The organism is Streptomyces sp. NPDC005899 (assembly GCF_040629645.1).
Lineage (GTDB): Bacteria > Actinomycetota > Actinomycetes > Streptomycetales > Streptomycetaceae > Streptomyces.
Window position 1 is genome coordinate 2,959 of sequence record NZ_JBEXWB010000023.1, and the last position, 20,734, is coordinate 23,692.

The window sequence follows — 20,734 nt, forward strand, 5'->3', positions numbered from 1 at the left end:
CGGCCCCCGCGCCTGCGGGGGGGGGGTGGCGCTGTCCACCCCCCCCCCCCCCCCCACCATCCGGCGTGTGCGCTGGGGGGGGGGGGGGGGGGGGGGCCGGCCGGCCCCCCCCCACCCCTCCGTACTGCCGCGGTGCCGGACCGGCTTACGCGTCCTTGAGCTGCTGACGCTGGCGGCCGAGGCCCTCGACCTCCAGCTCGACCACGTCGCCGGCCCGCAGGTACGGCTTCGGGTCGGGGTGGCCCATGGCCACCCCGGCGGGCGTCCCGGTGTTGATGACGTCGCCCGGGTAGAGCGTCATGAAGTGGCTGAGGTAGCGCACGACCTCGCCCACGGGGAAGATCTGGTCGGCCGTCGTGCCGTCCTGCTTCAGCTCCCCGTTGACCCACAGCTTCAGCGGCAGCGCCTGCGGGTCGGGGATCTCGTCGGTGGTGACGAGCCAGGGGCCGAGCGGGTTGAACGTCTCGCAGTTCTTGCCCTTGTCCCAGGTACCCCCGCGCTCGATCTGGAACTCCCGCTCCGAGACGTCGTGCGCCGTCGCGTATCCCGCGACGTGCCCGAGCGCCTCCTCGGCGGAGTCCAGGTAGCGGGCGGTGCGCCCGATGACGACGGCGAGCTCGACCTCCCAGTCGGTCTTGCGGCTGCCGCGCGGCACGAGCACGGTGTCCTCGGGGCCGACGACGGTGTCCGGCGCCTTGAAGAAGAGGATCGGCTCCTCCGGGATCGCGGCGCCGGTCTCGGCCGCGTGGTCGTGGTAGTTCAGCCCGATGCACACGATCTTGCCGATCCGGCCGACGGGTGGGCCGATGCGCAGCCCGGCGGGGTCGATCGGCGGCAGTACGTCGGGTGTCTGCGCGGCCTCCCGTACGCGGGCCAGCGTCGAGGCGTCGGCGAGCAGGTCACCGTCGATGTCGGCGACAAGGCCCGAGAGGTCACGCAGGGTCCCGTTCCGGTCCAGCAGCGCGGGGCGTTCCGCGCCCGCCGTACCGACTCGAAGCAGCTTCAACGATCCATCTCCCCTTCGTCGAGATCGAGCCTGCCGGTGGGTTGCGGCCAGCGAGAGGCTTGGCCGATCCTCCAAGACGTCGGATCACTCCGCAAGAGGCTGTTCACGCACTGGACCGGCGGGCCCCGGGTGGCCCGGTCAGCGGGCGCCGTCACACGGCCGGTGCGAGGGCGGCGTCCGCGGCCGGGGTGGCGCGGTAGAGGCAGGCCCGCTCGATCGCCGTCCAGGTGGTGCTGGTGACGATGTAGAGGGCGGCCGCGAGCGGCACGTAGGCCACGGAGAAGAGGGTGAGGAAGGACATCAGCGGCATCACCTTCGTCATGGCTCCCATGCCGGGTACCGGCTGCCCGTCGGGGCCGGTCGCCGGGGTGACGGGAGCGGCGGCCATCTGGCGCTTGGTACGGCCGTAGTTGAAGGTGGCGACGGCGGCGACGACCACGAAGAGCGCCAGGTAGACGAGCCCCTGCCCGCCGAACGGTCCGCCGTCGGCGAGCGCCTGGTGCCAGCGTTCGCCCAGCGGGGCGCCGAGGAGTTCGTGGCCGAGCAGCGAGTTCGCCTCGCCACCGATCCGCGGGCTGGAGAAGAGGTGGTAGAGCAGGAAGAACGCCGGCATCTGGAGCAGGCTCGGCAGGCAGCCGGAGAGGGGCGACACCTTCTCCTCGGCGTGCAGCTCCATGAGCGCCTTCCGCATCCGCTCGGGATTCCTGGCGTGCTTCTCGCGCAGTGCGGTGATCTGCGGCTGGAGCCGGGTGCGGGCCTTCTGCCCGCGCGCCGCCGCCCGCGACAGGGGGTGGACGGCGAGCCGTACGAGTGCGGTGAACAGGACGATCGCGGCGGCGGTCGACGCGTTCTGGAAGAACGGCTGGAGCAGGTCGGCCAGCGAGCCGACCAGGCTCGCGAAGGCGGACATGAAAGCGGACATGGGTGAGCCCTCCGGGGGTCTCGTCGTGCCGGGAAAGGTGGAACTCGGCAGGACGGACCGCGCTGGGGGCGATGGCCCCTACGCGGCCGCCAGGAGGGCGGCCCCGGGGGCCCGGGGCCTGGTGCGGCCCCGCGCGTCGGGATCGCGTTGCGGGAGGAACGCGGTGCGCTTCTCCCGGTCCCGCATGGCGGTGCGCACCCGCGTGCGGGGCACGGGGGCGGCGCAGCGGGCGCTGATGACGGAGCAGACGAGGAGCGCCGAGCCGGCGGCCGCGGTGGCGGCGAGCGCGACGGCCGCGGAGAGGCTGCCGCCCTCGGCCAGCAGGACCTCGGTGAGGAAGAGGACGAGGAAGGCGGCGGGCCGGAGGAGACGGGCGAAGGCACGGCGCACGCGGTTCGCGTCGTCGGACATCGGCCCTCCCCTGCGTGTCGCGTCTGTCGTGTCCTCCAGCCGTTATACACGATCCGTTTCGAGCGGTATGCCGGGCGGACGGACCACGGCCGCGGGGACGTGGTGGCCCGCACGGCCGGCGGGCGGGGCGTCGGCGGCTGGGCGGGCCCGGCTTTCGGACGGTCGGTGGGTATGCCTCCGGGCAGTCGGGAGGGCACGCTCCGGACGGTCGGTGGGCGTGGCTCCCGTACCCAGCGGGCACGGCTCCGACGGTCGGGCGGGCACGGCACCGGACGGCCCGCGGGCTCGACACCGGACGGTCGGGCGCGCACGGCTCCGGACAGCCGGGTGAGCACGCCTCCCGCAACCAGCGGGCACGGCTCCGGACAGCCGCCCGGCACCGCTCCTCCAACCCGCCAGGCACCGCCCCGGACAGCCGCTCGCCGCCGCTCCCGCGGCTGCCCCCGGCACCTCCGCCGCCGCTGCGGGGGCCCGCCTGCCGTCGTGGCGAACACCGAGTCACCGCACTGCGACCGCGGCCTCTCACCTCGCCCCCGGGTCGCAGTACCGTGTGGTTCATGCGCCCCGACACGCCTGCCGACCACATCACCGAAGCCGAGCGCCTGCTGCGCACCGCGGCGCAGTACCCCGAGGACCAGGAGCCGCTGTTCCTCCAGGCCGCGGCCCATCTGGAGCTGGCCGGTGACCGCGCCCGCGCCACGACCCTCTACGACGAGCTGCTCGGATCGTCCGGGACGGCCGTCGAGAACCCGCACCTCGTCAAAGCACTCAAAGCCGCCAATCTCTGGGAGTACGGCCACGAGGCGGAGGCCCGCGCGATCATCGACGGCATCCGTGCCGCGAGCCCCGCCGAGGCGGCGCCGTGGGAGATCGCCGCGGAGACCCTGGAGGCCCACGACGAGCTGGAGCCGGCCCATGACCTCTTCTCGGCGGCCCTGACGCTCCTGATCACCCCGGGCGAAGAAGTCCCCTACGCCACCCAGTCGTTGCTGACCGGACGGCACCGGGTGCGCAGGCTGATGGGTGTCGCCCACGACCCGTGGGACGAGCTCGCCGACGCCCTGCACACGGCCGCCGTCCCGCTCGACGAGCTGCACGACCCGAAGCGGCTGTGGTCCCTCGGCTCCTCCGACCCGGGGGAGCTGCGGGCCGAGATCACCCGGCTCCGCGCCGAACTGGGTACCTATCGCACGGCGTTGTCCCGCCCGTTCCCCGTGGCGGTTCTGCACTGGCCCGAGGACGAGCTCCGCGAGCTCGTCGCGAACTACCCGGAGCTGGCGCAGGAGTACAACTCCCACGAGGACCACCTGGCGCGGCTGGAGGCGGCGCTGCGGGACCTGCACGCCACGGGCACGCCGAATCTCGGCATCGTCACGGGCACGGTCCCCTCGTACGAGGCGTTCGCCGCCTCCGAGGCCGCCTCCCCGTCCGACCCGGACCTGCTCCCCCAGTACGCCACCACCCTCGCGGCCCGTGGCCGTGCCGTCCCGTGGCCGCCCGCGCGCAGCGCGTCCTGCTGGTGCGGCTCGGGCCGCGCCTACCGGGAGTGCCACGGAGCGGCCTGAGGCCGGGCGGTCACGCCCCGGTGGGCGGGCGCCCGCCGGGGCGCACTCCGGGGGCGGGGCAGCTCACCTGCCGGCGAACACGTCCCGCAGCTCGCGGTCCAGGTCGGCGGCGGTCTTGCCGCTGTCCGGGGAGTCGGTGGTCAGCAGGGCGTGCACGTGCGACTGGAGCACGTGGGTGAAGGCGCCGTAGTAGGGGGTGCGCGGCCGCTGGACCGCCTCGTTCAGGGCCGCGCTCAGGGTCCGGGCGTACGCTTCCCGCTGCGCCTCCCCCTGTTCCTCCGGGACCCCTTCGCCCCCGGTGGCGGCCGCCTCCGGGGTGCCCCCGGCCGGCCTGAGGGCGGCGGCCACACCGGGCCAGCAGGGCTTCGCGGTGCGCGCGTACACGGAGGCGCGGGTGGCGGCGAACCCGGCGTCGAACAGACAGCTCTCGCTCTGCTGCGAGGTCAGGAACGTGACGAGTTCACGGGCGTGGCCGGCGCGCGGGGAGTCCGCCGTCACGGCGAGGTTCTGCCCGCCGAGTACGGCTTTGCCCGGCAGCCGGTTCACGGTGTACTGCTCGGGTCCCAGCAGGTTCCGCAGTGCCCCGTATCCGTAGGGCCAGTGGCGCAGGAACACCGCTCGCCCCCCGGCGAAGTCGGTGAGCGACGCCGTCTCGTCCGAGCCGAGCGCGGCGGGCCGGATCCTGCCGCGGTCGCCGCGGTCGAGGAGTTCGTCGAGCCCCTTCTTGAGCTGCTCGGCACTCCCCTTGTAGCGACCCTGGCTGTCGGCGAGCTGCACGCCCGCGGTCTCGAACGCCTCGATGGTGTTGGCCGTCAGCCCTTCGTACTGTTTCAGCTGGGTGGTCCAGCCCGCCTGGTCGTCCGGCCGGTCGGGGCTCAGCGCGAGCGTCTTGACGGAGGCGTAGAGGTCGTCCCACGTCCATGCCGCCGTGGGCCGGCGGCTCGTCGGGATGCCGGCCTTCGTCAGCAGGTCGGGTCGGTAGTAGAGGAGGCCGACGTCGGTGTTGAACGGCCGGGCGTAGGAGTGGCCGTCCCACAGCGTCGTCGCGTGCACCCGCTTCATGAAGTCGAGGTCGTCGTCGGCCTCCTTCTCGGTCTCCGCCTCGGGCATCGGGCTGATGAGCCCGGCCTCGGCGAACTCGGGGATCCAGGTGATGTCGAGGTTCACCACGTCGTAGCGGGCGCTGCCGGACTGGAGGGCCCCGAGGAGCTGGCTGCGCTGCTGGTCGGCCCCGCCGGGGAGTTCGACGAGCTCGGCCTGCTCGGCGGGTCTCCCGGCGTGCTGCCGGTTCCACTCCTCTATGAGCTGCCGGCGCACGCCTCCGGAACCGGTGACGTCCAGTCCGCTGGCGACGACGATGGGCCCCCCGGCGGCCTTGTCCAGCGGGTCCGGACCCGAGGCGCCCCCGGGGCCGCCCGTGCAGCCGGCCGACACGAGCGCGAGCAGGCAGCCGACGGCCGCGGCGGCCCTTCCCGTGCGGCGGGCGGGGCCGCGGGCCGCACGGCGCACCGACGGGGTCATTCCGCGTCCCCCGTACCGGTCTTGGCGACCTCGGCGGCCAGTTCGGTGGCGATGTCGTCGGCCGGGTCCAGGCAGCGCCCGCCGGTCGCCGTGGCGAGCCGTTCCCCGAACCGGCCGGGGGCGCAGCCGCCGCTCTGGAGGGAGACCGACACGATCCGTACGAGCGGGTTGCCCTTCGCCTCGGTGAGCAGCCCGTCCCGTTCCTTCCGCCCGATGTCCGCGGTGTCCTCGTCGTCGGTGACGAGGACCAGGAGGCGTGGCTGATCCGCGTCCGTGGTCCCGCCGCGCAGGGTGGTGAAGGCGTCGTGCAGGGCCTCCGCGATGCGGGCGTCGTGGTCGGCCGTCGTGGCGGAGGCGGCGGCCTCGGACGCGACGGCGCGGGTGTTGCGCCCGAAGGGCACGAGGTCCGTGGCCTTCCTTCCCTCTTCGACGGCCATCGACCACAGCCCGTACTCGTCCTTCGTGCCGAGCGATCCCATCGAGCGTGTCACCAGTTCCTTGGCGCGCCCGGGGCCGTCCCAGACCCGTTTGTCGGCCATCGAGGTGGAGTTGTCCAGGAGGTAGAGCACCCGTCCGGGGCCGAGGGCGGAGCGGTAGCGGCGCAGCACGTCTCCCAGGGTGGCGGCTGTGACCGTGCCGGGGCCGGCCGCCGGGATGTCCTCCCGCACCGCCGACTCGTTCACGCCGGTCCGCAGGAGCGAGTTCTCGGCCGGCGGGGCGGGCCGGCCCTTCCCGTCGACACCGCGGAAGCCGTCGTCGACGAAGAACCGCTGGGCGTCCCGGTCCGTGGCCAGCCAGTCGTGGAACCTGGTGACGGCGTCCCTGCGGGCCTCCGCGTCCCGTCGGGCGTCCTTCCAGGTGACCCGGAGGAACGGCAGGTCCAGCACGGGTACGTCGGAGGGGTACTGGGCGGTGCGGCGCTCCAGGCTCTCGGTCGCGCAGGACGGGCGGGCGGCGTTCCCCGCGGAGAGGTTGAACTGCGCCAGGGTCTGCTCGGGGACCAGCACGGCGGCCCGGTCCTCCAGGCCGTTGCGGGAACCGTCGGCCAGGGCGCACATGAGTTCCCTCGCGGTGGAGGGCATGGGCCGCAGTTCCTGGGCCATGACGTGTTCGAGGGTGGAGGCGGGTCCGCTGCCGGAGGACGCGTAGAGCGCCCTGGTCGCCAGCAGGGCGCCGTCCGTGCCCTCCGGGTCGGGCCGCAGGACCGCGATCGGCTGCTTCTGGGCGGCCTTCAGCGAGGAGATGATCGTGCCGAGGGGAGCGCCGGTCTGCAGGGACGGCGCCAGGGGCATGGTGTACGGCACGGCGAGGACCATCGGCGTGAAGGCGACGGAACCCATCGGTTCGAGTGTCACGGCGCTGTCCCCCGCGTCGGCGTGCTCGTCGGCGCCGGTCGCCCCGGCCGGGGCGGAGGCCGCGGTGCTGCCGCCGCCCTCCTCCTCGGCCGTCGCCCGCCGCCACGTGCTCCCGGCGGCGGGGATCCAGATGTCGGGCTGGGCCCCGACGTCCCGCTGGGGCCGGGGGCAGTCACCGGGTGGGGGGCAGGCGGCCGGGGGGTCCTGCCACAGTGAGGAGGACCGGAAGGCCGCCACGGCGTCGGTGGCCTTGGCGTCGTACACCGTCAGGTTGACGGTCCGGCAGTCGCGGTCGCCGTGCCGCTCCTGTTTCGGGTAGGCGTCGGCGGCCTTCTGCACGGTGGGCCGGATGTCGGGGTCGGTGAGCACCCGCAGTTCGAGGGGCGGGGCGCACTTCCCGTCGGGCCCGGGCCCCAGGAGCATCCAGGCGCCCGCACCGGCGAGGGCGAGGACACCGGCGAGCACGAGGGTCATCGCCCGTGTCGGGCGGCGGCGGAGCGGCCCGGGGGCCGGCGCGGGGGCGGGGCCCGGGGTGGCGTCCGGACGCGGGCGCGGTGACGGCGACGGCGACGGCTGGGTGGACTCGGAGTGCGGGCGGGGCGACGGGAGCGCGGGCTGCCGGTCGTGCGGGAGGGCGGCCACCACGTCGTCGCCCTGCGGGGGAGCGACCACCACGTCGTCGCCGTGCGGGAGGGCGAGTACCACGTCGTCGCCGTGCCGGAGTTCGTCCGGGATCCACGGGTGCCCGTCGATGGCCTTGAGGGGTGCCATCTCCTCGCGGATGCCGGCGACGACGCCGGTGAAGGTGGTCGGCTCCCGGCCGTGTGTGCCCGCGGTCAGCAGGCGGTGCAGCGCGGCCGTGAACTCCGTACCGCCGGCCGGATCGCCGGGCGGGATCTCCACGCCCCGCTCGGCGGCCGTCAGCAGGGCGAAGTTCTGCCCGGCCGCCGGGGTGAACGCCGACAGGGCGTTGCCCGCGAAGCAGCAGTCGAGGACGACCACCACCCACTCCGCCCGGGCGTTGCGCAGCTCGGGCATCACGTCGTCACGCCAGGACAGGGTGTCCCGGAAGGGGTGGTGCCGGTCGCGGGAGACACGGGAGTCGGTGAACATCAGGTTGAGGTCACTGCCGTCCGGGCGCACGATGCCGTGCCCGGCGAAGTAGACGACCAGCAGTCCCGTCACCTCGTCCCGGGCAGCGCTCAGTGCCGCCCGGACCCGCAGCGGGTCCACCCCGCCCGGAGCGCCGCCGGCCGGGCCCCGCTCCCCCGCGACGACCACCAGGTCCTCCGGGTCGAGCACCCCGGTGCCTTCGGCGGTCAGGGCTTCACGCATCAGGCGCAGGTTCGTGGCCACGGCCGGGAGGTCGTTGCGGTTGCCCGTGTAGCGCTCGACCCCGACGAGCACGGCCCGGTGCCGCTTCGCCCTGTTCTCCTCGCCGCGCGCGTCGTACGGCGGCACGGCGGCTAGACCTCCCCGGGCTCGTCGCCGCGCGCTCGGTCCGGCCCGTCGGAGCCGGGAGCCGGGTCCGGGCCCCCGTCACGGTCGGTGTCACGGCTGAGGTCGGCGCCCGGCCCCTGGAGCGGTCCGCCCAGGGTGACCCGGGGCGTCTCCTCCGGTTCGGCGAACCGGCGCCGGTTGCGCAGCCAGGTCTCCACGGACCGCCAGGCGTTCTCGGCCACGGACCGGGCGACCTCGACGGAGACGACGAGGACGATGTCCTGGATCAGCTCCCCGCTCATCGCCTCGGTCTGCGTCAGCGAGTCCTTGCGCCCGACGCTGAGCTGCTGCCGGTCCCGTGCCTCGTCGAGCGCGGGAGTGCTGTCCAGCCAGGCGTGGAGCGCCTCCAGATCGTCACGCCGGGTGTGCGTCCCGCTCACGCTGATCCGTAACTCGACCGTCCCCCGCCCCGGCTCCGATCCGCCCGGCCGTGCCCCGTCCGTCATACGCCCTGCCCCCATCGGCACCGTCGCCCCGCCTCAGGCCGGAGCGGTCCCTGCACTGGCCCGCGCACGCCGCTCGTGCGCTTCCCCGCCCGCCCCGTGTGCGGGGACCACGGACTGATCCGTGCGGCGGTCCTCGCGGTGGTCCACGACATGCGTGCGGTGATCCACTGAACTCACGAGTATTTCACGTGGGTTGACGCAAGGCACCCCTTTGCCGGGCACCACCTGCGCACCGATGAGTTCCGCCCCGGCCGGCAGTCCACATCCCAGCAGCACAGCACGGACCCCGTGCCTGTGGACGCCGACGGAAGGAACACGACGACATGGCCGACGCTCCGAAGGGCCCCGCGAGCTACTTCCCGTCGATCGAGCGGAAGTACGGCCGCCCGATCGCGGACTGGAAGGCGCTCATCCGCAGTTCGCCCCTGAGCAAGCACATGGAGCTCGTCTCCTGGCTCAAGGCCGACCACGCGCTGGGCCACGGGCACGCCAACGCCCTGGTCGCGCACACACTCGCCGAGGACAGCGGGAAGTAGGCGCCCGCCCGCACCGGCCGCGCGCACCGCGCGGCACCGGTGCGCCCGCCGGCGTGCGCGGTGCGGCCCACCGGCGTACGCACGCCGGGGTCTTCGGCGTACGCACTGCGGGGCCATGGCGTACGCACTGCGGACCGGCCGCGAATATGCGGGATCTGCTGCCGTACCACCCGCTCGTGCATCAGACTCTGACTCCCCCACAGCGGCAGTCGGACGGCAGGGCCGAGGAAAGGCAGCGCGGTGCTGGGTGACTTCAGGCAGGTACGACGGATCGTCGGCAGACGGGACGCGATCAGATACGGGGGCCTCGGCCTGCTCTCCGTCGTGCTCACGGCGTGCGGCGCCAAGGAGGACGACGGGCGGAGCGGGACGGCGCCCGGTGACAGGCCCGCCAAGGCGACCGTCACGGGAGCGGCCGTCGAGGCGTTCGCGCAGGGTGCGTGGCAGTTGTCGTTCACCCCGCAGGGCGAGGTCAACGACGAGTACGCGCGGATCGACGTCACGGGGCGCAGGTGGAGCCTGGACGGGGATGACCTGGCCGGCTCCTTCACCCTCGCGGCGGGCCGGCTCACCGTGACGGTGGACGGCATGACCACGGACAACGTCTGGGCGGGCGCCGGGTTGCCCGGCTCTGTCGGCGGCAATGCCTCCCACACCCTGCAATGGGGCCACGACGCGGCGTCGGGGGAAGGCGATCCCGGATCGCCGGTGGACACCACGCCCTTCCCCCTGCCGGTCACCTGGGACGGGACCACCCTGCGGATCCAGGCGCGGAACGGCGTGGTCATCGCCGCGGTACGGGCCTGACCCGGCCGCCCCACCGGTCCGCCGCGCCCCACCGGTTCGTCGGTCCGCCGGTCCGCCGGTCCGCAGCTTCGGCCGTCGTCCGCGGGCGGGGAGGCGGCGGCCCGGCGGCATCACCGGGAAGGGCGGATCAGGGCCGCACGAGGGGTGTGCGCCTCCGCTCGGCGGCCGGGGGTGAGGCCTGTGCGGAGTCCGTCGTGCCGGCTCCGCGCAGGAGGCCGGCGGAGAAGACCCCCGCACAGGCCATGACCACGGCCGCCCCGACCGCCGCGATTCCCATGCCGTGGGTGAATGCCTCGCGGGCGGTGGCCAGTACGGCGTCGGCGGTGGCGGCGGGGAGTTCGGCGGCCACGGCCGCCGCGCCGCCGAGGGTCTCGCGTACGGCGTCGGCCTCCGGCACTCCGGCGGGCAGGGCGGCGGACATGTCCCGGCTGTAGACCGCGGCTCCGACGGAGCCGAGGACGGCCATGCCGAGTGCGCCGCCCAGCTCCTGGCCCGCTTCGAGTACGGCGGCGGACGAGCCCGCGCGCTCGGGCGGGGCGGCGCCCAGCGCGAGTTCGTTGGCGAGGGTCATGGAGGCGACGAGTCCGCCCGCGTAGACGGCGCCGCCGGTGAGGGTGAACCACAGGGGCGAGCCGGTGCCCACCCTGGACAGCCACAGGAACCCGCACGCGGACACGAGGAAGCCACCGCACATGACGTACGCCCGGTCGGTGCGCCGCGCGAGGGCCGCTCCGGTGGGCGCCATGACGGCGACGCCGACCGCCGGGACGAGGCTCCACAGCGCGGCGGTCAGCGGGCTCAGGCCGAGCACGGACTGGAGGTACTGGGTGAAGAAGACGGCCATCCCCACGGTGGCGAACATGGCCAGCAGGTTGGCGAGCACCGGGCCGCCGAAGGCACGCCTGCCGAGGAGGCGGAGGTCGATCATCGGGTGGTCGAGGCGCCTCTGGCGGCGTACGAACACGAGCCCCAGCACCAGTCCGGTGCCGATCCCGGCGACGGGCAACGGCGCGTAACCGTGGCGGGCCCACTCCTTGATGCCGTGGATGACCGGAAGCAGGGCGCCCAGGGAGAGGGCCGCGCTGAGCAGGTCGAAGCGCCCGCGTCCGCCCGACGTGGACTCGGGCACCAGGAAGGGGACCAGCGTGATCAGCAGCAGCATGGCGGGCAGGTTGATCAGGAACACCGAGCCCCACCAGAAGTGTTCGAGCAGCAGGCCGCTGACGACCGGGCCCAGCGAGACGCCGGTGGTCATGACGGCGGTCCAGATGGTCACCGCCCTCCCCCGCTCCCTCTCGTCGCGGAAGAGGGTGCGGATCAGGGCGAGGGTCGCGGGCATGAGCGCGGCACCGCCGACGCCGAGGAGGGCTCGCACCGCGATGAGGACCTCGGCGGAGTGCGCGTACGCGGCGGCCACCGAAGCGGCCCCGAACACCGCGGCCCCCGCCAGGACCAGCGTCCGCCGCCCGATCCGGTCGCCGAGCGCACCCATCATGATGAGCAGGCCGGCGAGCACGAAGCCGTACATGTCCAGGATCCACAGCTGCTGGGTGGCGCTGGGCTCCAGGTCCTGGCTGATGTACGGGATCGCGAAGTAGAGGACCGACACGTCCATCGAGACGAGAAGCAGGGGCAGCATCAGGACGCCCAGGGCGACCCATTCCCTGCGCCCCGCGCGGGGGCCGGGTGCGTCGTCGGGGCTCGGTGCGCTCCGCGGTGAGTTCATCGGTGCGCCGTACGGTGTGTCCTTCGGTGCGCCCAGCGGTGTGTCCTTCGGTGTGTTCTCCATGCGGAACACGGAAGCGGTGCCCGCGGGTACACCGCAAACAGGTACCTAGTGCACCACCCGCAATCCCACGGTCAGCAGGGTGAAGGGGACCGTAGTGCACTAGTACGGTGACTCCGTGACCACCGAAGCGCCCTACCTCCGGATCGCCGGCGACCTCCGGCGCCGCATCGTCTCGGGCGAGCTGGCCCCCGGCGACCGCGTCCCCTCCACCCGGCGCATCACGAGGGAGTGGGGGGTCGCGATGGCGACCGCGACGAAGGCGCTCGCCGTGCTCAACCAGGAGGGTTTGGTCCGGGCGGTCCCCGGTGTGGGCACGGTGGTCGCGGAGCACGTGCGCGAACGCGGCGGCACGGCTTCCCGCCGGGGCCTCGACCGGGAGCGCATCGTCGGCGCGGCGATCGCGCTCGTCGACGCGGAGGGGCTGGCGGCACTCTCGATGCGGCGGGTGGCGACCGAGTTCGGCACGTCCACCATGGCCCTGTACCGCCACGTCCCCAGCAAGGGGGAACTCATCCGGCTGATGTCGGAGGCGGTGTTCGGCGGAGCACCCGCCGACCCACCGCCGGCGGGCTGGCGGCCCCGACTGGAACGGGAGGCTCGCTGGCTGTGGAGCCAGTACGAGCAACACCCCTGGCTGGCGCGAGCCATGGCCGCCCTGACCCGGCCACTGGCCTCCCCGCACGCCATGCGGTACACGGAGAGGGTGCTCAGCGCCCTGAAGGGCCTCGGCCTCACCCCCACCCAGATGCTCCACGTCCACCTCACCCTGCTCGGGTTCACGCAGGGCATCGCGATGGCCGTCGAGCTGGAGTCGCAGGCCCGGCAGGACACCGGGATGACGGCCGAGGAGTGGATGGAGTCCGTCGAACCCCGGATGGAGGCGATCCAGACGGTCGCCGCCTACCCGATCCTGTCCACGCTGTTCGGCGAGGACGGCTTCGAGCTGGAGCTGGACGCCCTCTTCGAGTTCGGCCTGGCACGGGTGCTGGACGGGGTGGAGGTGCTGGTGTCGGGGGTCCCGGGGCAGCGGCGGCTGTGACGGCTCTACGGGCGGCAGGCCGTCGTGGGCCGGATCCAGGACGGGCGACCCGGGCGGACGTGCGCACGACGTCCTACCCGGATGCCGACATCGACCCAGCACCACGTCGCCCACGGCCCTGATGACGCCGACAGCCCTCGCCGCCCCGCACCCGCCCCACCTGGGACAGTGCGCCCGAGCAGGGCGGTGATGGGCGTCGGCGGGATTCCCCTCTGCCACGCCTCTGCAATACGATCACGATCACTGACCCACTCCATGGACACCCCCGTCCCGCCGGTCCGCGACGGTCCTCCCGCCGTTTCGGCCGACGTCGATCGTGACCGGGCGCGGCATAGGAAACTTGACAGCGATGAACACCGCCAAGCCCTCCTCTCCCGGCGTCTCCGCCCGGATGAGCCGCCAAGCCCGCCGCGACACGGCCCCCGAGGTGGCGGTCCGGAAGCTGCTGCACGCGTCCGGTTACCGCTACCGCCTCAACGAGCGGGTGCCGAACATGCCTCGTCGCACGATCGACATCGCCTTCACCCGAGCCAAGGTGGCGGTCTTCATGGACGGCTGCTTCTGGCACGGCTGCCCGGAACACGCGACACAGCCGAAGGCGAACGCCACGTGGTGGCGCGACAAACTGGACCGCAACATGGCGCGGGACGCGGAGACGACCGAGCACCTGGTGGCCGCGGGCTGGACGGTCCTACGGTTCTGGGAACACCAGTCACCGGACCGGGTCGCCGACGAGGTGGCGGATGTCGTTGATCGCGAGAAGCCGGCACGGGAAAGCGACTCCAGGCGCGACGAGCGGTGAGCGGTCTGCGCTTCGTGGACGTGTGCTCCGGCGCGGGCGGCCTGGCGCTGGGCCTGGAGCAGGCCGGGTTCGACCCGGTGCTGTTGTTGGACAAGAAGCAAGTGGCCTGCGAGACACTGTGCACGAACCGGCCGGGGTGGAACGTCTTGCAGATGGATCTGCTGGACTTCGACCCCGCCGAGCACCCGCAGACCTACGACGTCGACCTGCTGTCCGCCGGGCCGCCCCGCGTGAAGTCGAGTGCGACCGCAGCGAGGACCGGGACCGATGAGGAGAGGCAGCTCCTGGAAGCGGCGGTCCTCCTCGCTCACGGGGTTCAGCCGCGCGCCCTCCTGATCGAGAACGTACCCGGTCTGGTCGAGGCAGAGGTGCTCGCCCCCCTACGCGCCTTCATCAGTCAGGAGCTGGAGCACCTCGGTTATCGGTTGCGATGGTTCGTGCTGAACGCGGCCGATTTCGGAGTGCCTCAGGACCGTAAGCAGGGGGTGCTGGTTGCTTTGCAGGAGCGCTACTTCGACTCATTCCGGCCTCCTCTGCCCACGGTCGAGGAGCACGTACCGGTGGGCAGTGCTCTGCGCCTCTCGATGGCTGCTCGCGGATGGGGTGGCGCCGGCGCGTGGGCCGACCAGGCGTCGGTAGTGGCTCCCACCCTCGTCGGCGGATCCGACAATCGAGGTGGGGCCGATCTTGGACCGACAGGGACAAAGAAGGCATGGGCCCGCATGGGAGTGAACGGGGGCTCGTTGGCCGACCACGTCCCGGGCCCTGAGCAGGACGGGTCTTCCGAGATGATCAAACTCACCGTTCCACAGACTGCGCTCCTGCAGGGCTTCCCAGCCGACTGGCACCTTGCCGGGGGAAAGACTCTGCGATACCGACAGATAGGACACGCGTCGCCACCGCCGGTGGGCAGGGCTCTGGGCAGGGCGATCGCGGACGCGCTGGGCGCCCCGAGTGGGCTCACCCACGCGGCTGGTTGATCTCATCCCGCCGGCTACACTTCATCCTCATGACCCCAGAGCTCGACCCGTCACATCAAGCTGCGCGTTTCCGCATCGTGGACCTGTTCGCAGGCCCCGGGGGCCTCGACATCGCGGCAACGATCATGGGCGTGGAGAGCATCGGGGTGGAATGGGACGACGCGACCCGTGCGACGCGCGACGCCGCCGGACTCCTGACCACGAAGGAGAAGGACGTCGCGGCCCTCGGCCCGTGCGACGCGCAGGTGGAGGACGCGAACGTCCTCACCGGCGGGCCGCCGTGCCAGTCCTTCTCCGTGGCAGGCAACCGCAAGGGGCATAAAGCCCTGGAAGACGTGAAGCGGCTGGCGACGTGCTTGGTGGCCGCCCAGGATGCCGCTTCCTTCGCGACCGTGTGGGCCGCGGTCCAGGCCGATCCCGCCCTCGCAGAGGACGAACGGACCGGGCTCGTCCTCCAGCCTCTACGTTGGATCATGGAGGCGAAGCTCTCCCGGCGCCGCAAGGCCTACGAGGTGGTGGTACTGGAGCAGGTGCCCACGGTCCTCCCGGTCTGGAAACACTACGCCGAACTGCTCAGGAAGATCGGCTACGCCGCCGAGGCCCATGTCCTCCATGCCGAGGCATTCGGTGTCCCTCAGACACGCCGCCGGGCCGTACTCATCGCCCAGTACGCCCCGGGCAACGAGACCAGGGACGTTGGGTTCCCGACGCCGACGCACCAGAGGTATCGCAAGGGAGTCGAGCGCCTCTCCGCAGGAGGGACCGGGGGGCTCCGTTCGGACGGATCGTTGTTCGCCGCCCCGCCCCTCGCAGGAAAGATCGAACCCTGGGTGTCCATGCAGGACGCTCTCGGTGCGTCGCGCCCGCAGGACTTCGTGATGATCTCCAACTACGGCTCGGGCGGTGATCCGAAGAACCGTGGACGGCGCACCTCTCTTGAACCTGCGGCAACGATCACAGGGAAGTGTCGCCGCAACCGTCTCTTCCTCCTCAAGGAAGGCGAGTCGGGAGCGAAAGAGGTCGGCGAGGAACTGGATCGGCTGTCGTTCGAGGAAGCCGGACTCCTTCAGTCGTTCCCCGAGCGCTACCCGTGGCAGTCCACCGATGTGGCACAGCAGATCGGGAACGCCATCCCGCCGCGCCTCTCCCTGCACATCTTGTGCAGCGCTCTCCGGCTCGGACGGCCCGGCGAGGATATGTTCGACAAGTTGGCGGCGTGGGAACCGGAGCCCCGCACCGCTCCCTCCGACCAGGGTGCGACCGACGTCTGAGCGAGGAGGGGTCCCTCAGTGCTCGCTTGCTCGTCCTCGCGCACCTGGGGAGCCAGCGGTCCCCCGCCGGAGGCACGTGGGCCGGATCAGCCGTCCACCGCCACAGCGGCCCGAGTCCGGTCGCGCAACGGAGCCTCGGCGGCGAATCGCTCGAACATCCGTGACAGCACGTCGCACGAGGAGCGCCGAGCGGTGCCGTCGTCCGGGCCCTCCGGGAGCCGTTCCCACGGAACGGCGGGTGCCGACTCCACGTCTTCGATCCAGTCGGTGAGCGCGTCGTGACGGGGTGGGTCCTCCGGCCCGATCACCTCGTACATGAGCGTGGTGCCGGCCACATTCACCGCCGTGCACAGGGCATTGACCCGGTCACCGAGTCGGGTCGCCCCGTTGTCGGAGAGTTTTTTGAGAACCGAGACAAGCGCCAGGGCGGTGGGCTTGTGATCGATGGCGTCGAGGCGGAGGGCCGTATTGATCATGTCCTGATTACCGCAGGCGACCTCCGCCGGGCCGTAGTCAGGCCCGTCTCGGAACATTTCGGCTGCCCACCAGAGCCTGGCGAAGGCCTGGCTGTAGTGAGGTCCCACGAACCTGGCACTGTTCACCTTCCTGGGCGCACCGGCATCGGTCGTACCCGGCGGCATGTGCCGCCACAGGACGAAGTCCGGAGCCACGGCCAAGGCCATGTAGTTCCACAGTCCTGCGTTCGCCGCCTCGGCGCGGGTCATACGCAGGGTCGCGTGCAACCGAGGGGCCAGCCAGGCATCGGCTTCGGTCCTGCCCGCATCGAATCTGAGCATCGCCTCCTCGACGAGCTCTCGCACCGGGTCGACGCTCCATCGGACGGAGTCACCGTCGATCGGGGTGCTCGCTCGCAGGATCGCCACCTGCGGTAGGTCTTCCTGCCCCGCGCGCACCCCATGGGTGAGGAACGCGGTGGCGAGGTTACCCGGGAGCAGGGCGAGCCGTGCGGGAGGTTCGAAGCGCTGTCGGCTCATCGGTGCGTACCTTCCTGGGCGCGGGCGACTGCGCGGATGGTCGTCATGAGGTTCTTGGGCGTCTGGCTGCGCTTCCCGGCTGCCACTGCGATCCGCGACTGCACCTCCGCCCATCCTCGGCCGGCCGCACGGCGGTCGTGCGCCTCCCTCAACGCATCGTGGAGGGGTAGGCCGGGGAACACCTCGGGCAACATGGATCGCAGCACGGACCCACGCCACCCACCGGGAAGATGCGGGGTGCCGTCGTCGTCGAATTCGAGGTCGCTCAGTGCCGAGTGGAACATCGTCCCCCATGCCTCGCCCGCGATCTGGGCTGCCACAAGACCGGCGGTCGCCTTCTCCAGTGGACCGCGAGCACCGGACAACAGCTCGGCGAGTCCTTCGAAGGACGTGTTGAGCAGGATGGTCGGCAGGTCCCCCGTGGTGTCGATCAGCCACGGCGCGTCCATGAATCCGCGCAGCCACTCCTGGGGCCCGTCGCGGAAGTCCTCCTCCAGGATCTCCAGATCCCGTTGCCTGGAGGGCGTCCTGGACAGCAGATCGATGACCCACGGCGTGTCCGCTCTGCCGAGGACACGTCCGTCGACTCCACCGTGACTGCCGACGACGCTCACGTCGAGCAGAGCTCGTGCGGCATGGGCGGAGCGACGCACCCGAACCTGGCCACGCCAGTGGGAGTCGTCACGACGACGCTCCAAGCGACTGACCACGCGGGTATTGGTCGCTCCTTCGGTGAGGACGGCGACACAGCTGACTCCGGCCCATGGCCCGTCGGCCAATTCGTCGGTAGGCAGGGAGACCTCGAGATCCAATACGCCTTCGGTCCAGTCGTCCCGTTCGACCTGGTGAAGCGCCACGACCTGGTCGCGTTGCGAGATCAGGGTCAACTGCAGCGGCTTGCCGTCTATGCTCGCTCCACAGACAGTGACCTCGATCTTTCCCACCAAGGTCGGATACGCGTATACCGCACTCACGCCGAAGCCTCCCGCGCCTGTTGCACGTCCACGATGACGCCCGCCATGACGGCAGCCACCGGATGGCTCCCTACGGCGGTGACGCCGGAGAAGCGAGCCGATCGCACGTCCGGTTCGATGACCAGCCTTCCGTCGACGACCTGGCAGTTCTCCTTGGCGGACAGGTCCGCCCAGTCCAACGAGGGCCGTCCTCCCGATCGCACATCGAACTTGGCCACCGGCAGCAACTGCCAGTGGCCGTCTCGCTGGGGGACGGTCAGTGTCACGTCCAAGGTCCAGGCCCCGGCCGCGTCCACCTTTCCGACCACCCGGCCCACGGTCGGGTGTCCTCTACGGCTGCTCGCCACCGAGGGCGTGTCGAGCCGGAGCAGTTTCCGAAGGATCTCGGGCCCGGTCGACTCCCGTCCGGGGGCCCGTCTGCCGATCACCCGCCGCAACGCCGTGTCCATGGCCGCGTTGAACTCGGTCAATCGGCGAGGCGCGTTGGCGTAGGCGGCGGTGAGCTCCTCCGTCACGCCCCACCTGTCGTGCTCCGGAGGCTCTGCGGCTCGCAGGAATGCTTCGGCGGCATGCGTCGTCGCGCTGTCGTCGCCGGTGGCGAACCCGGCGAGCAGGACAGCCTGGAACGGGTCCGTTCCCATCCCCAGGTTGCGGGGAGGCCGCGCGGTGACCGTCATCCGGTTACCCCGCATACAGATGATGCGGCTGTGCTTCTCGTCAGTGTCTGCGGCGGGAGTCACCAGTAGTACGGCTCGGTGGGTACGCCCTGCGGCCTTACGTCCGGCCGTCCGTGGTGGTGGGACGACAAGCTCGACCTTCGTGGCGGCAACCTGCCCGGGAGCCGTCAGTTCCTCGACCGTCTCCCCGTCGAGGTACGCCCGCAGGGCGTGGACCATTGCCGGGTGTCGGTCGAGGGGATCGACCCGCTGTTCCGCCACCACCGCTTCGCCGTTGCGAAGAGCCTTGACCGACGCCTCCAGCATGGCCGGCGTCGAACGCCCCGAGGTCATGGCGGCCCAGAAGTTGTCGGACAGGGCCCGACCGAGTGCCGCGTGCAGGTCCTCCAACGTGTCACTGCTGCCGGCCGCGTCGTGGGCGCCGACGACGAGGAAGGAAGTGCCCGGGTCCTCGCTGTCCCGGTCCAGCCGTAGGTCGGCGACGACTCTTTCGTTCGCCCACCAGGAACGGGAGACCCCTTCGTGCGTCTTCTCGGTGTCCGGCTCGCCGAGCCAGGCAGGCCCCGCGTACGCCACTCCATCGACCTCACGCCAGGGCAGGTCGAGACGGCCGATCACTCGGCGGGCCGTCCGCCCCTCGTGCTGTTCGGACAACGTGCTGTTGATCAGCACCAGGCCGAGCCGGCTGGCCGCCCACAGCGTGGCTTTCCCCAGTCCGTACGAGCCACCGGCTCGATCGTTGCTCTTGTGACTGTCCAGCTGCCGACGGACGACAGCAGCGTACCGGCCGTCCTCGTACTCCGGTCCCGTAAGGCCGGAGGCGTTGTAGTCATCGATCCGCAGGAGCAGGAGCGAGGCATCTTCGCGCAGCGCCCGAAGCCCCTCGGAGAGGGTTCGACCGACCTTCTGTCGGGACCGGGCCGCCGCCGAGAAGTGGGGTTCCAGCTCATCCCACTTCAGCGCGGAGAGGAAGGAGTGCAGGTGCTCACCGGTCAGCTCGTGAAGGGTGAAACGGACCCGCACCGGGCGTCGCGGATCCAGCCTTTCGTCCAGCGAGTTCTGCGTGGCCTCCCGGGCCAGCACAGCGAGGCTCGCGTCGAAGGCGAACGCAGCGGCGTTACCGTACTCACGGCCACCGTCGTGGTGGGCGATCCGGTGGTACCAGGCGATCGGCCGGTCGGATCCGGCGTCCGCGTCCCTCGTGATCAGGGTGGCGACGTCCGTCTCCAGGATCTCGGCGATCTTGACCATCACCTCCGCCCTGGGTTGCGCTCTTCCGGTGACCCATGCGGACACGGCCGCACGCGTCAGTCCCAACTGTTGGGCAAGTTCCGCCTGCGATATGCCGTTGCGACGCAGCTGACGCCCCAGCCATACGCCGAAATCCTCGATGTCCTCCACCGAACCCACTTCCCCTTGGTCCCGAGTGAGGCAACCGTAGCACCCCGATTGACACACCCGTGACGTCAAATGTCACTTGACGTTCGAGTCCTACTTGAGCGCCAGCGGGGATCGTTTGAAAACTTTCGCCTTCTGATCGACAGGTCCTCCCCATGTGCCCTAGTGTCTGTCTCGGCAACTTCCAACCCCACGAGGGTTGTTGACAGAAGCCACCTACTCAGAGGCCAGAGCTCTGTCCTCAGGGTCCGTTTTGCAGCGTTTTTCCTGCGTCATCCAGTCACGGGCACTTGTCGGTGTGCCCACAGGGAGGGGACCCACATGATCGAAGACGAGGATGCCTGGATGGCGTGGTTCATCGAGGAGTACGACAACACGGAGGACCCGGACCACCGCGCCGAGCTGCTGACCTGCCACGGCATCCCGCCCCAGCTTCTCGCCTCGGCACGGCGCCGCCTCGCGCGCTCCCCGCAGACCGCATCCACCGAGCAGGCCGCCGCAGCTTCCGTGCCTCCCGTGGCCCGCACCTCTCGGGCCACCCGCCGTCCCATGACTCCTCGGCGCGCCGGAGCTCCGCGCACCTATCGGGTCACCCGCACCCGCAGGATCCGCACGACCGGACGCACCGTGACGGTCACGACGACCATCGTCACGGTCACGACCGTCACCACGGTCACCACCAACAGCTGACCCCCTCACCGCAGCTGTGCCGCATGCTCCACCGGGGTGCCCGCGCTTGC

18 protein-coding genes are annotated in these 20,734 nt (G+C 71.7%); 8 read left to right on the top strand and 10 right to left on the bottom strand.

Annotation, left to right across the window (positions count from 1 at the left end):
* Positions 1 to 145 precede the first annotated feature (145 nt).
* The 3 genes from ABZ371_RS05380 to ABZ371_RS05390 all read right to left on the bottom strand — a co-directional run bounded on the left by ABZ371_RS05380 (position 146) and on the right by ABZ371_RS05390 (position 2,339).
* Positions 146 to 1,006, bottom strand: coding sequence for a fumarylacetoacetate hydrolase family protein (locus ABZ371_RS05380; RefSeq protein WP_358673774.1), 861 nt, complete (start codon positions 1,004 to 1,006; stop codon positions 146 to 148).
* A gap of 151 nt (positions 1,007 to 1,157) precedes the next feature.
* On the bottom strand, positions 1,158 to 1,928 hold the full coding sequence (locus tag ABZ371_RS05385; protein WP_358673777.1) for a YidC/Oxa1 family membrane protein insertase: 771 nt from the start codon (positions 1,926 to 1,928) through the stop codon (positions 1,158 to 1,160).
* 78 nt (positions 1,929 to 2,006) lie between these two features.
* Entirely contained in the window at positions 2,007 to 2,339 is a 333-nt protein-coding gene (locus ABZ371_RS05390; protein ID WP_358673780.1) for a DUF6412 domain-containing protein, read from the bottom strand.
* 557 nt (positions 2,340 to 2,896) lie between these two features.
* On the opposite strand from ABZ371_RS05390, the gene ABZ371_RS05395 reads away from it, so the two are divergent.
* Positions 2,897 to 3,904 (top strand): SEC-C domain-containing protein, encoded by a 1,008-nt coding sequence (locus ABZ371_RS05395; protein ID WP_358673783.1) that lies wholly within the window; start codon positions 2,897 to 2,899, stop codon positions 3,902 to 3,904.
* 63 nt (positions 3,905 to 3,967) lie between these two features.
* Here ABZ371_RS05395 and ABZ371_RS05400 read toward each other — a convergent pair whose 3' ends face one another.
* The 3 genes from ABZ371_RS05400 to ABZ371_RS05410 are packed head-to-tail and all read right to left on the bottom strand — an operon-like array spanning position 3,968 to position 8,660.
* Positions 3,968 to 5,425, bottom strand: a complete 1,458-nt coding sequence (locus tag ABZ371_RS05400) for an extracellular solute-binding protein (RefSeq protein WP_358673786.1) — start codon at positions 5,423 to 5,425, stop codon at positions 3,968 to 3,970.
* Positions 5,422 to 8,241 (bottom strand): caspase family protein, encoded by a 2,820-nt coding sequence (locus ABZ371_RS05405; RefSeq protein ID WP_358673789.1) that lies wholly within the window; start codon positions 8,239 to 8,241, stop codon positions 5,422 to 5,424. Before ABZ371_RS05405 ends, ABZ371_RS05400 begins: the two co-directional genes overlap by 4 nt.
* 5 nt (positions 8,242 to 8,246) lie before the next feature.
* On the bottom strand, positions 8,247 to 8,660 hold the full coding sequence (locus ABZ371_RS05410) for a hypothetical protein (RefSeq protein WP_358673792.1): 414 nt from the start codon (positions 8,658 to 8,660) through the stop codon (positions 8,247 to 8,249).
* 389 nt (positions 8,661 to 9,049) lie between these two features.
* Between ABZ371_RS05410 and ABZ371_RS05415 the strand changes: the two genes are divergently transcribed.
* Positions 9,050 to 9,262, top strand: a complete 213-nt coding sequence (locus ABZ371_RS05415; RefSeq protein ID WP_358673795.1) for a DUF4287 domain-containing protein — start codon at positions 9,050 to 9,052, stop codon at positions 9,260 to 9,262.
* Between the two features lie 240 nt (positions 9,263 to 9,502).
* Complete coding sequence (locus ABZ371_RS05420; RefSeq protein WP_358673798.1) at positions 9,503 to 10,069, top strand: hypothetical protein; 567 nt, start codon at positions 9,503 to 9,505, stop codon at positions 10,067 to 10,069.
* 127 nt (positions 10,070 to 10,196) lie between these two features.
* Here the strand turns inward: ABZ371_RS05420 and ABZ371_RS05425 are convergent, their stop codons facing one another.
* Positions 10,197 to 11,708 carry an MFS transporter gene (locus tag ABZ371_RS05425; protein ID WP_358673843.1) on the bottom strand — a complete coding sequence of 504 codons (1,512 nt, stop codon included), beginning with the start codon at positions 11,706 to 11,708 and terminating at the stop codon, positions 10,197 to 10,199.
* A gap of 265 nt (positions 11,709 to 11,973) precedes the next feature.
* On the opposite strand from ABZ371_RS05425, the gene ABZ371_RS05430 reads away from it, so the two are divergent.
* The 4 genes from ABZ371_RS05430 to ABZ371_RS05445 all read left to right on the top strand — a co-directional run bounded on the left by ABZ371_RS05430 (position 11,974) and on the right by ABZ371_RS05445 (position 15,950).
* Entirely contained in the window at positions 11,974 to 12,897 is a 924-nt protein-coding gene (locus ABZ371_RS05430; RefSeq protein ID WP_358673800.1) for a TetR/AcrR family transcriptional regulator C-terminal domain-containing protein, read from the top strand.
* A 349-nt stretch (positions 12,898 to 13,246) separates the two neighbouring features.
* Complete coding sequence (locus tag ABZ371_RS05435) at positions 13,247 to 13,699, top strand: very short patch repair endonuclease (protein ID WP_358673803.1); 453 nt, start codon at positions 13,247 to 13,249, stop codon at positions 13,697 to 13,699.
* Positions 13,696 to 14,679 (top strand): DNA (cytosine-5-)-methyltransferase, encoded by a 984-nt coding sequence (gene dcm / locus ABZ371_RS05440; RefSeq protein ID WP_358673806.1) that lies wholly within the window; start codon positions 13,696 to 13,698, stop codon positions 14,677 to 14,679. Before ABZ371_RS05435 ends, dcm begins: the two co-directional genes overlap by 4 nt.
* 29 nt (positions 14,680 to 14,708) lie before the next feature.
* Positions 14,709 to 15,950, top strand: coding sequence for a DNA cytosine methyltransferase (locus ABZ371_RS05445; RefSeq protein ID WP_358673809.1), 1,242 nt, complete (start codon positions 14,709 to 14,711; stop codon positions 15,948 to 15,950).
* Between the two features lie 86 nt (positions 15,951 to 16,036).
* Here ABZ371_RS05445 and ABZ371_RS05450 read toward each other — a convergent pair whose 3' ends face one another.
* From ABZ371_RS05450 to ABZ371_RS05460, 3 genes are all read right to left on the bottom strand, one after another.
* Entirely contained in the window at positions 16,037 to 16,771 is a 735-nt protein-coding gene (locus tag ABZ371_RS05450) for a DUF6339 family protein (RefSeq protein WP_358673811.1), read from the bottom strand.
* Between the two features lie 170 nt (positions 16,772 to 16,941).
* Positions 16,942 to 17,889: a hypothetical protein gene (locus tag ABZ371_RS05455; protein WP_358673813.1), complete on the bottom strand. Its 948-nt coding sequence runs from the start codon at positions 17,887 to 17,889 to the stop codon at positions 16,942 to 16,944.
* A gap of 26 nt (positions 17,890 to 17,915) precedes the next feature.
* On the bottom strand, positions 17,916 to 20,006 hold the full coding sequence (locus ABZ371_RS05460; RefSeq protein ID WP_358673815.1) for a helix-turn-helix transcriptional regulator: 2,091 nt from the start codon (positions 20,004 to 20,006) through the stop codon (positions 17,916 to 17,918).
* A gap of 309 nt (positions 20,007 to 20,315) precedes the next feature.
* On the opposite strand from ABZ371_RS05460, the gene ABZ371_RS05465 reads away from it, so the two are divergent.
* Positions 20,316 to 20,684, top strand: coding sequence for a hypothetical protein (locus ABZ371_RS05465; RefSeq protein WP_358673817.1), 369 nt, complete (start codon positions 20,316 to 20,318; stop codon positions 20,682 to 20,684).
* The last annotated feature ends 50 nt before the right edge of the window (positions 20,685 to 20,734 follow it).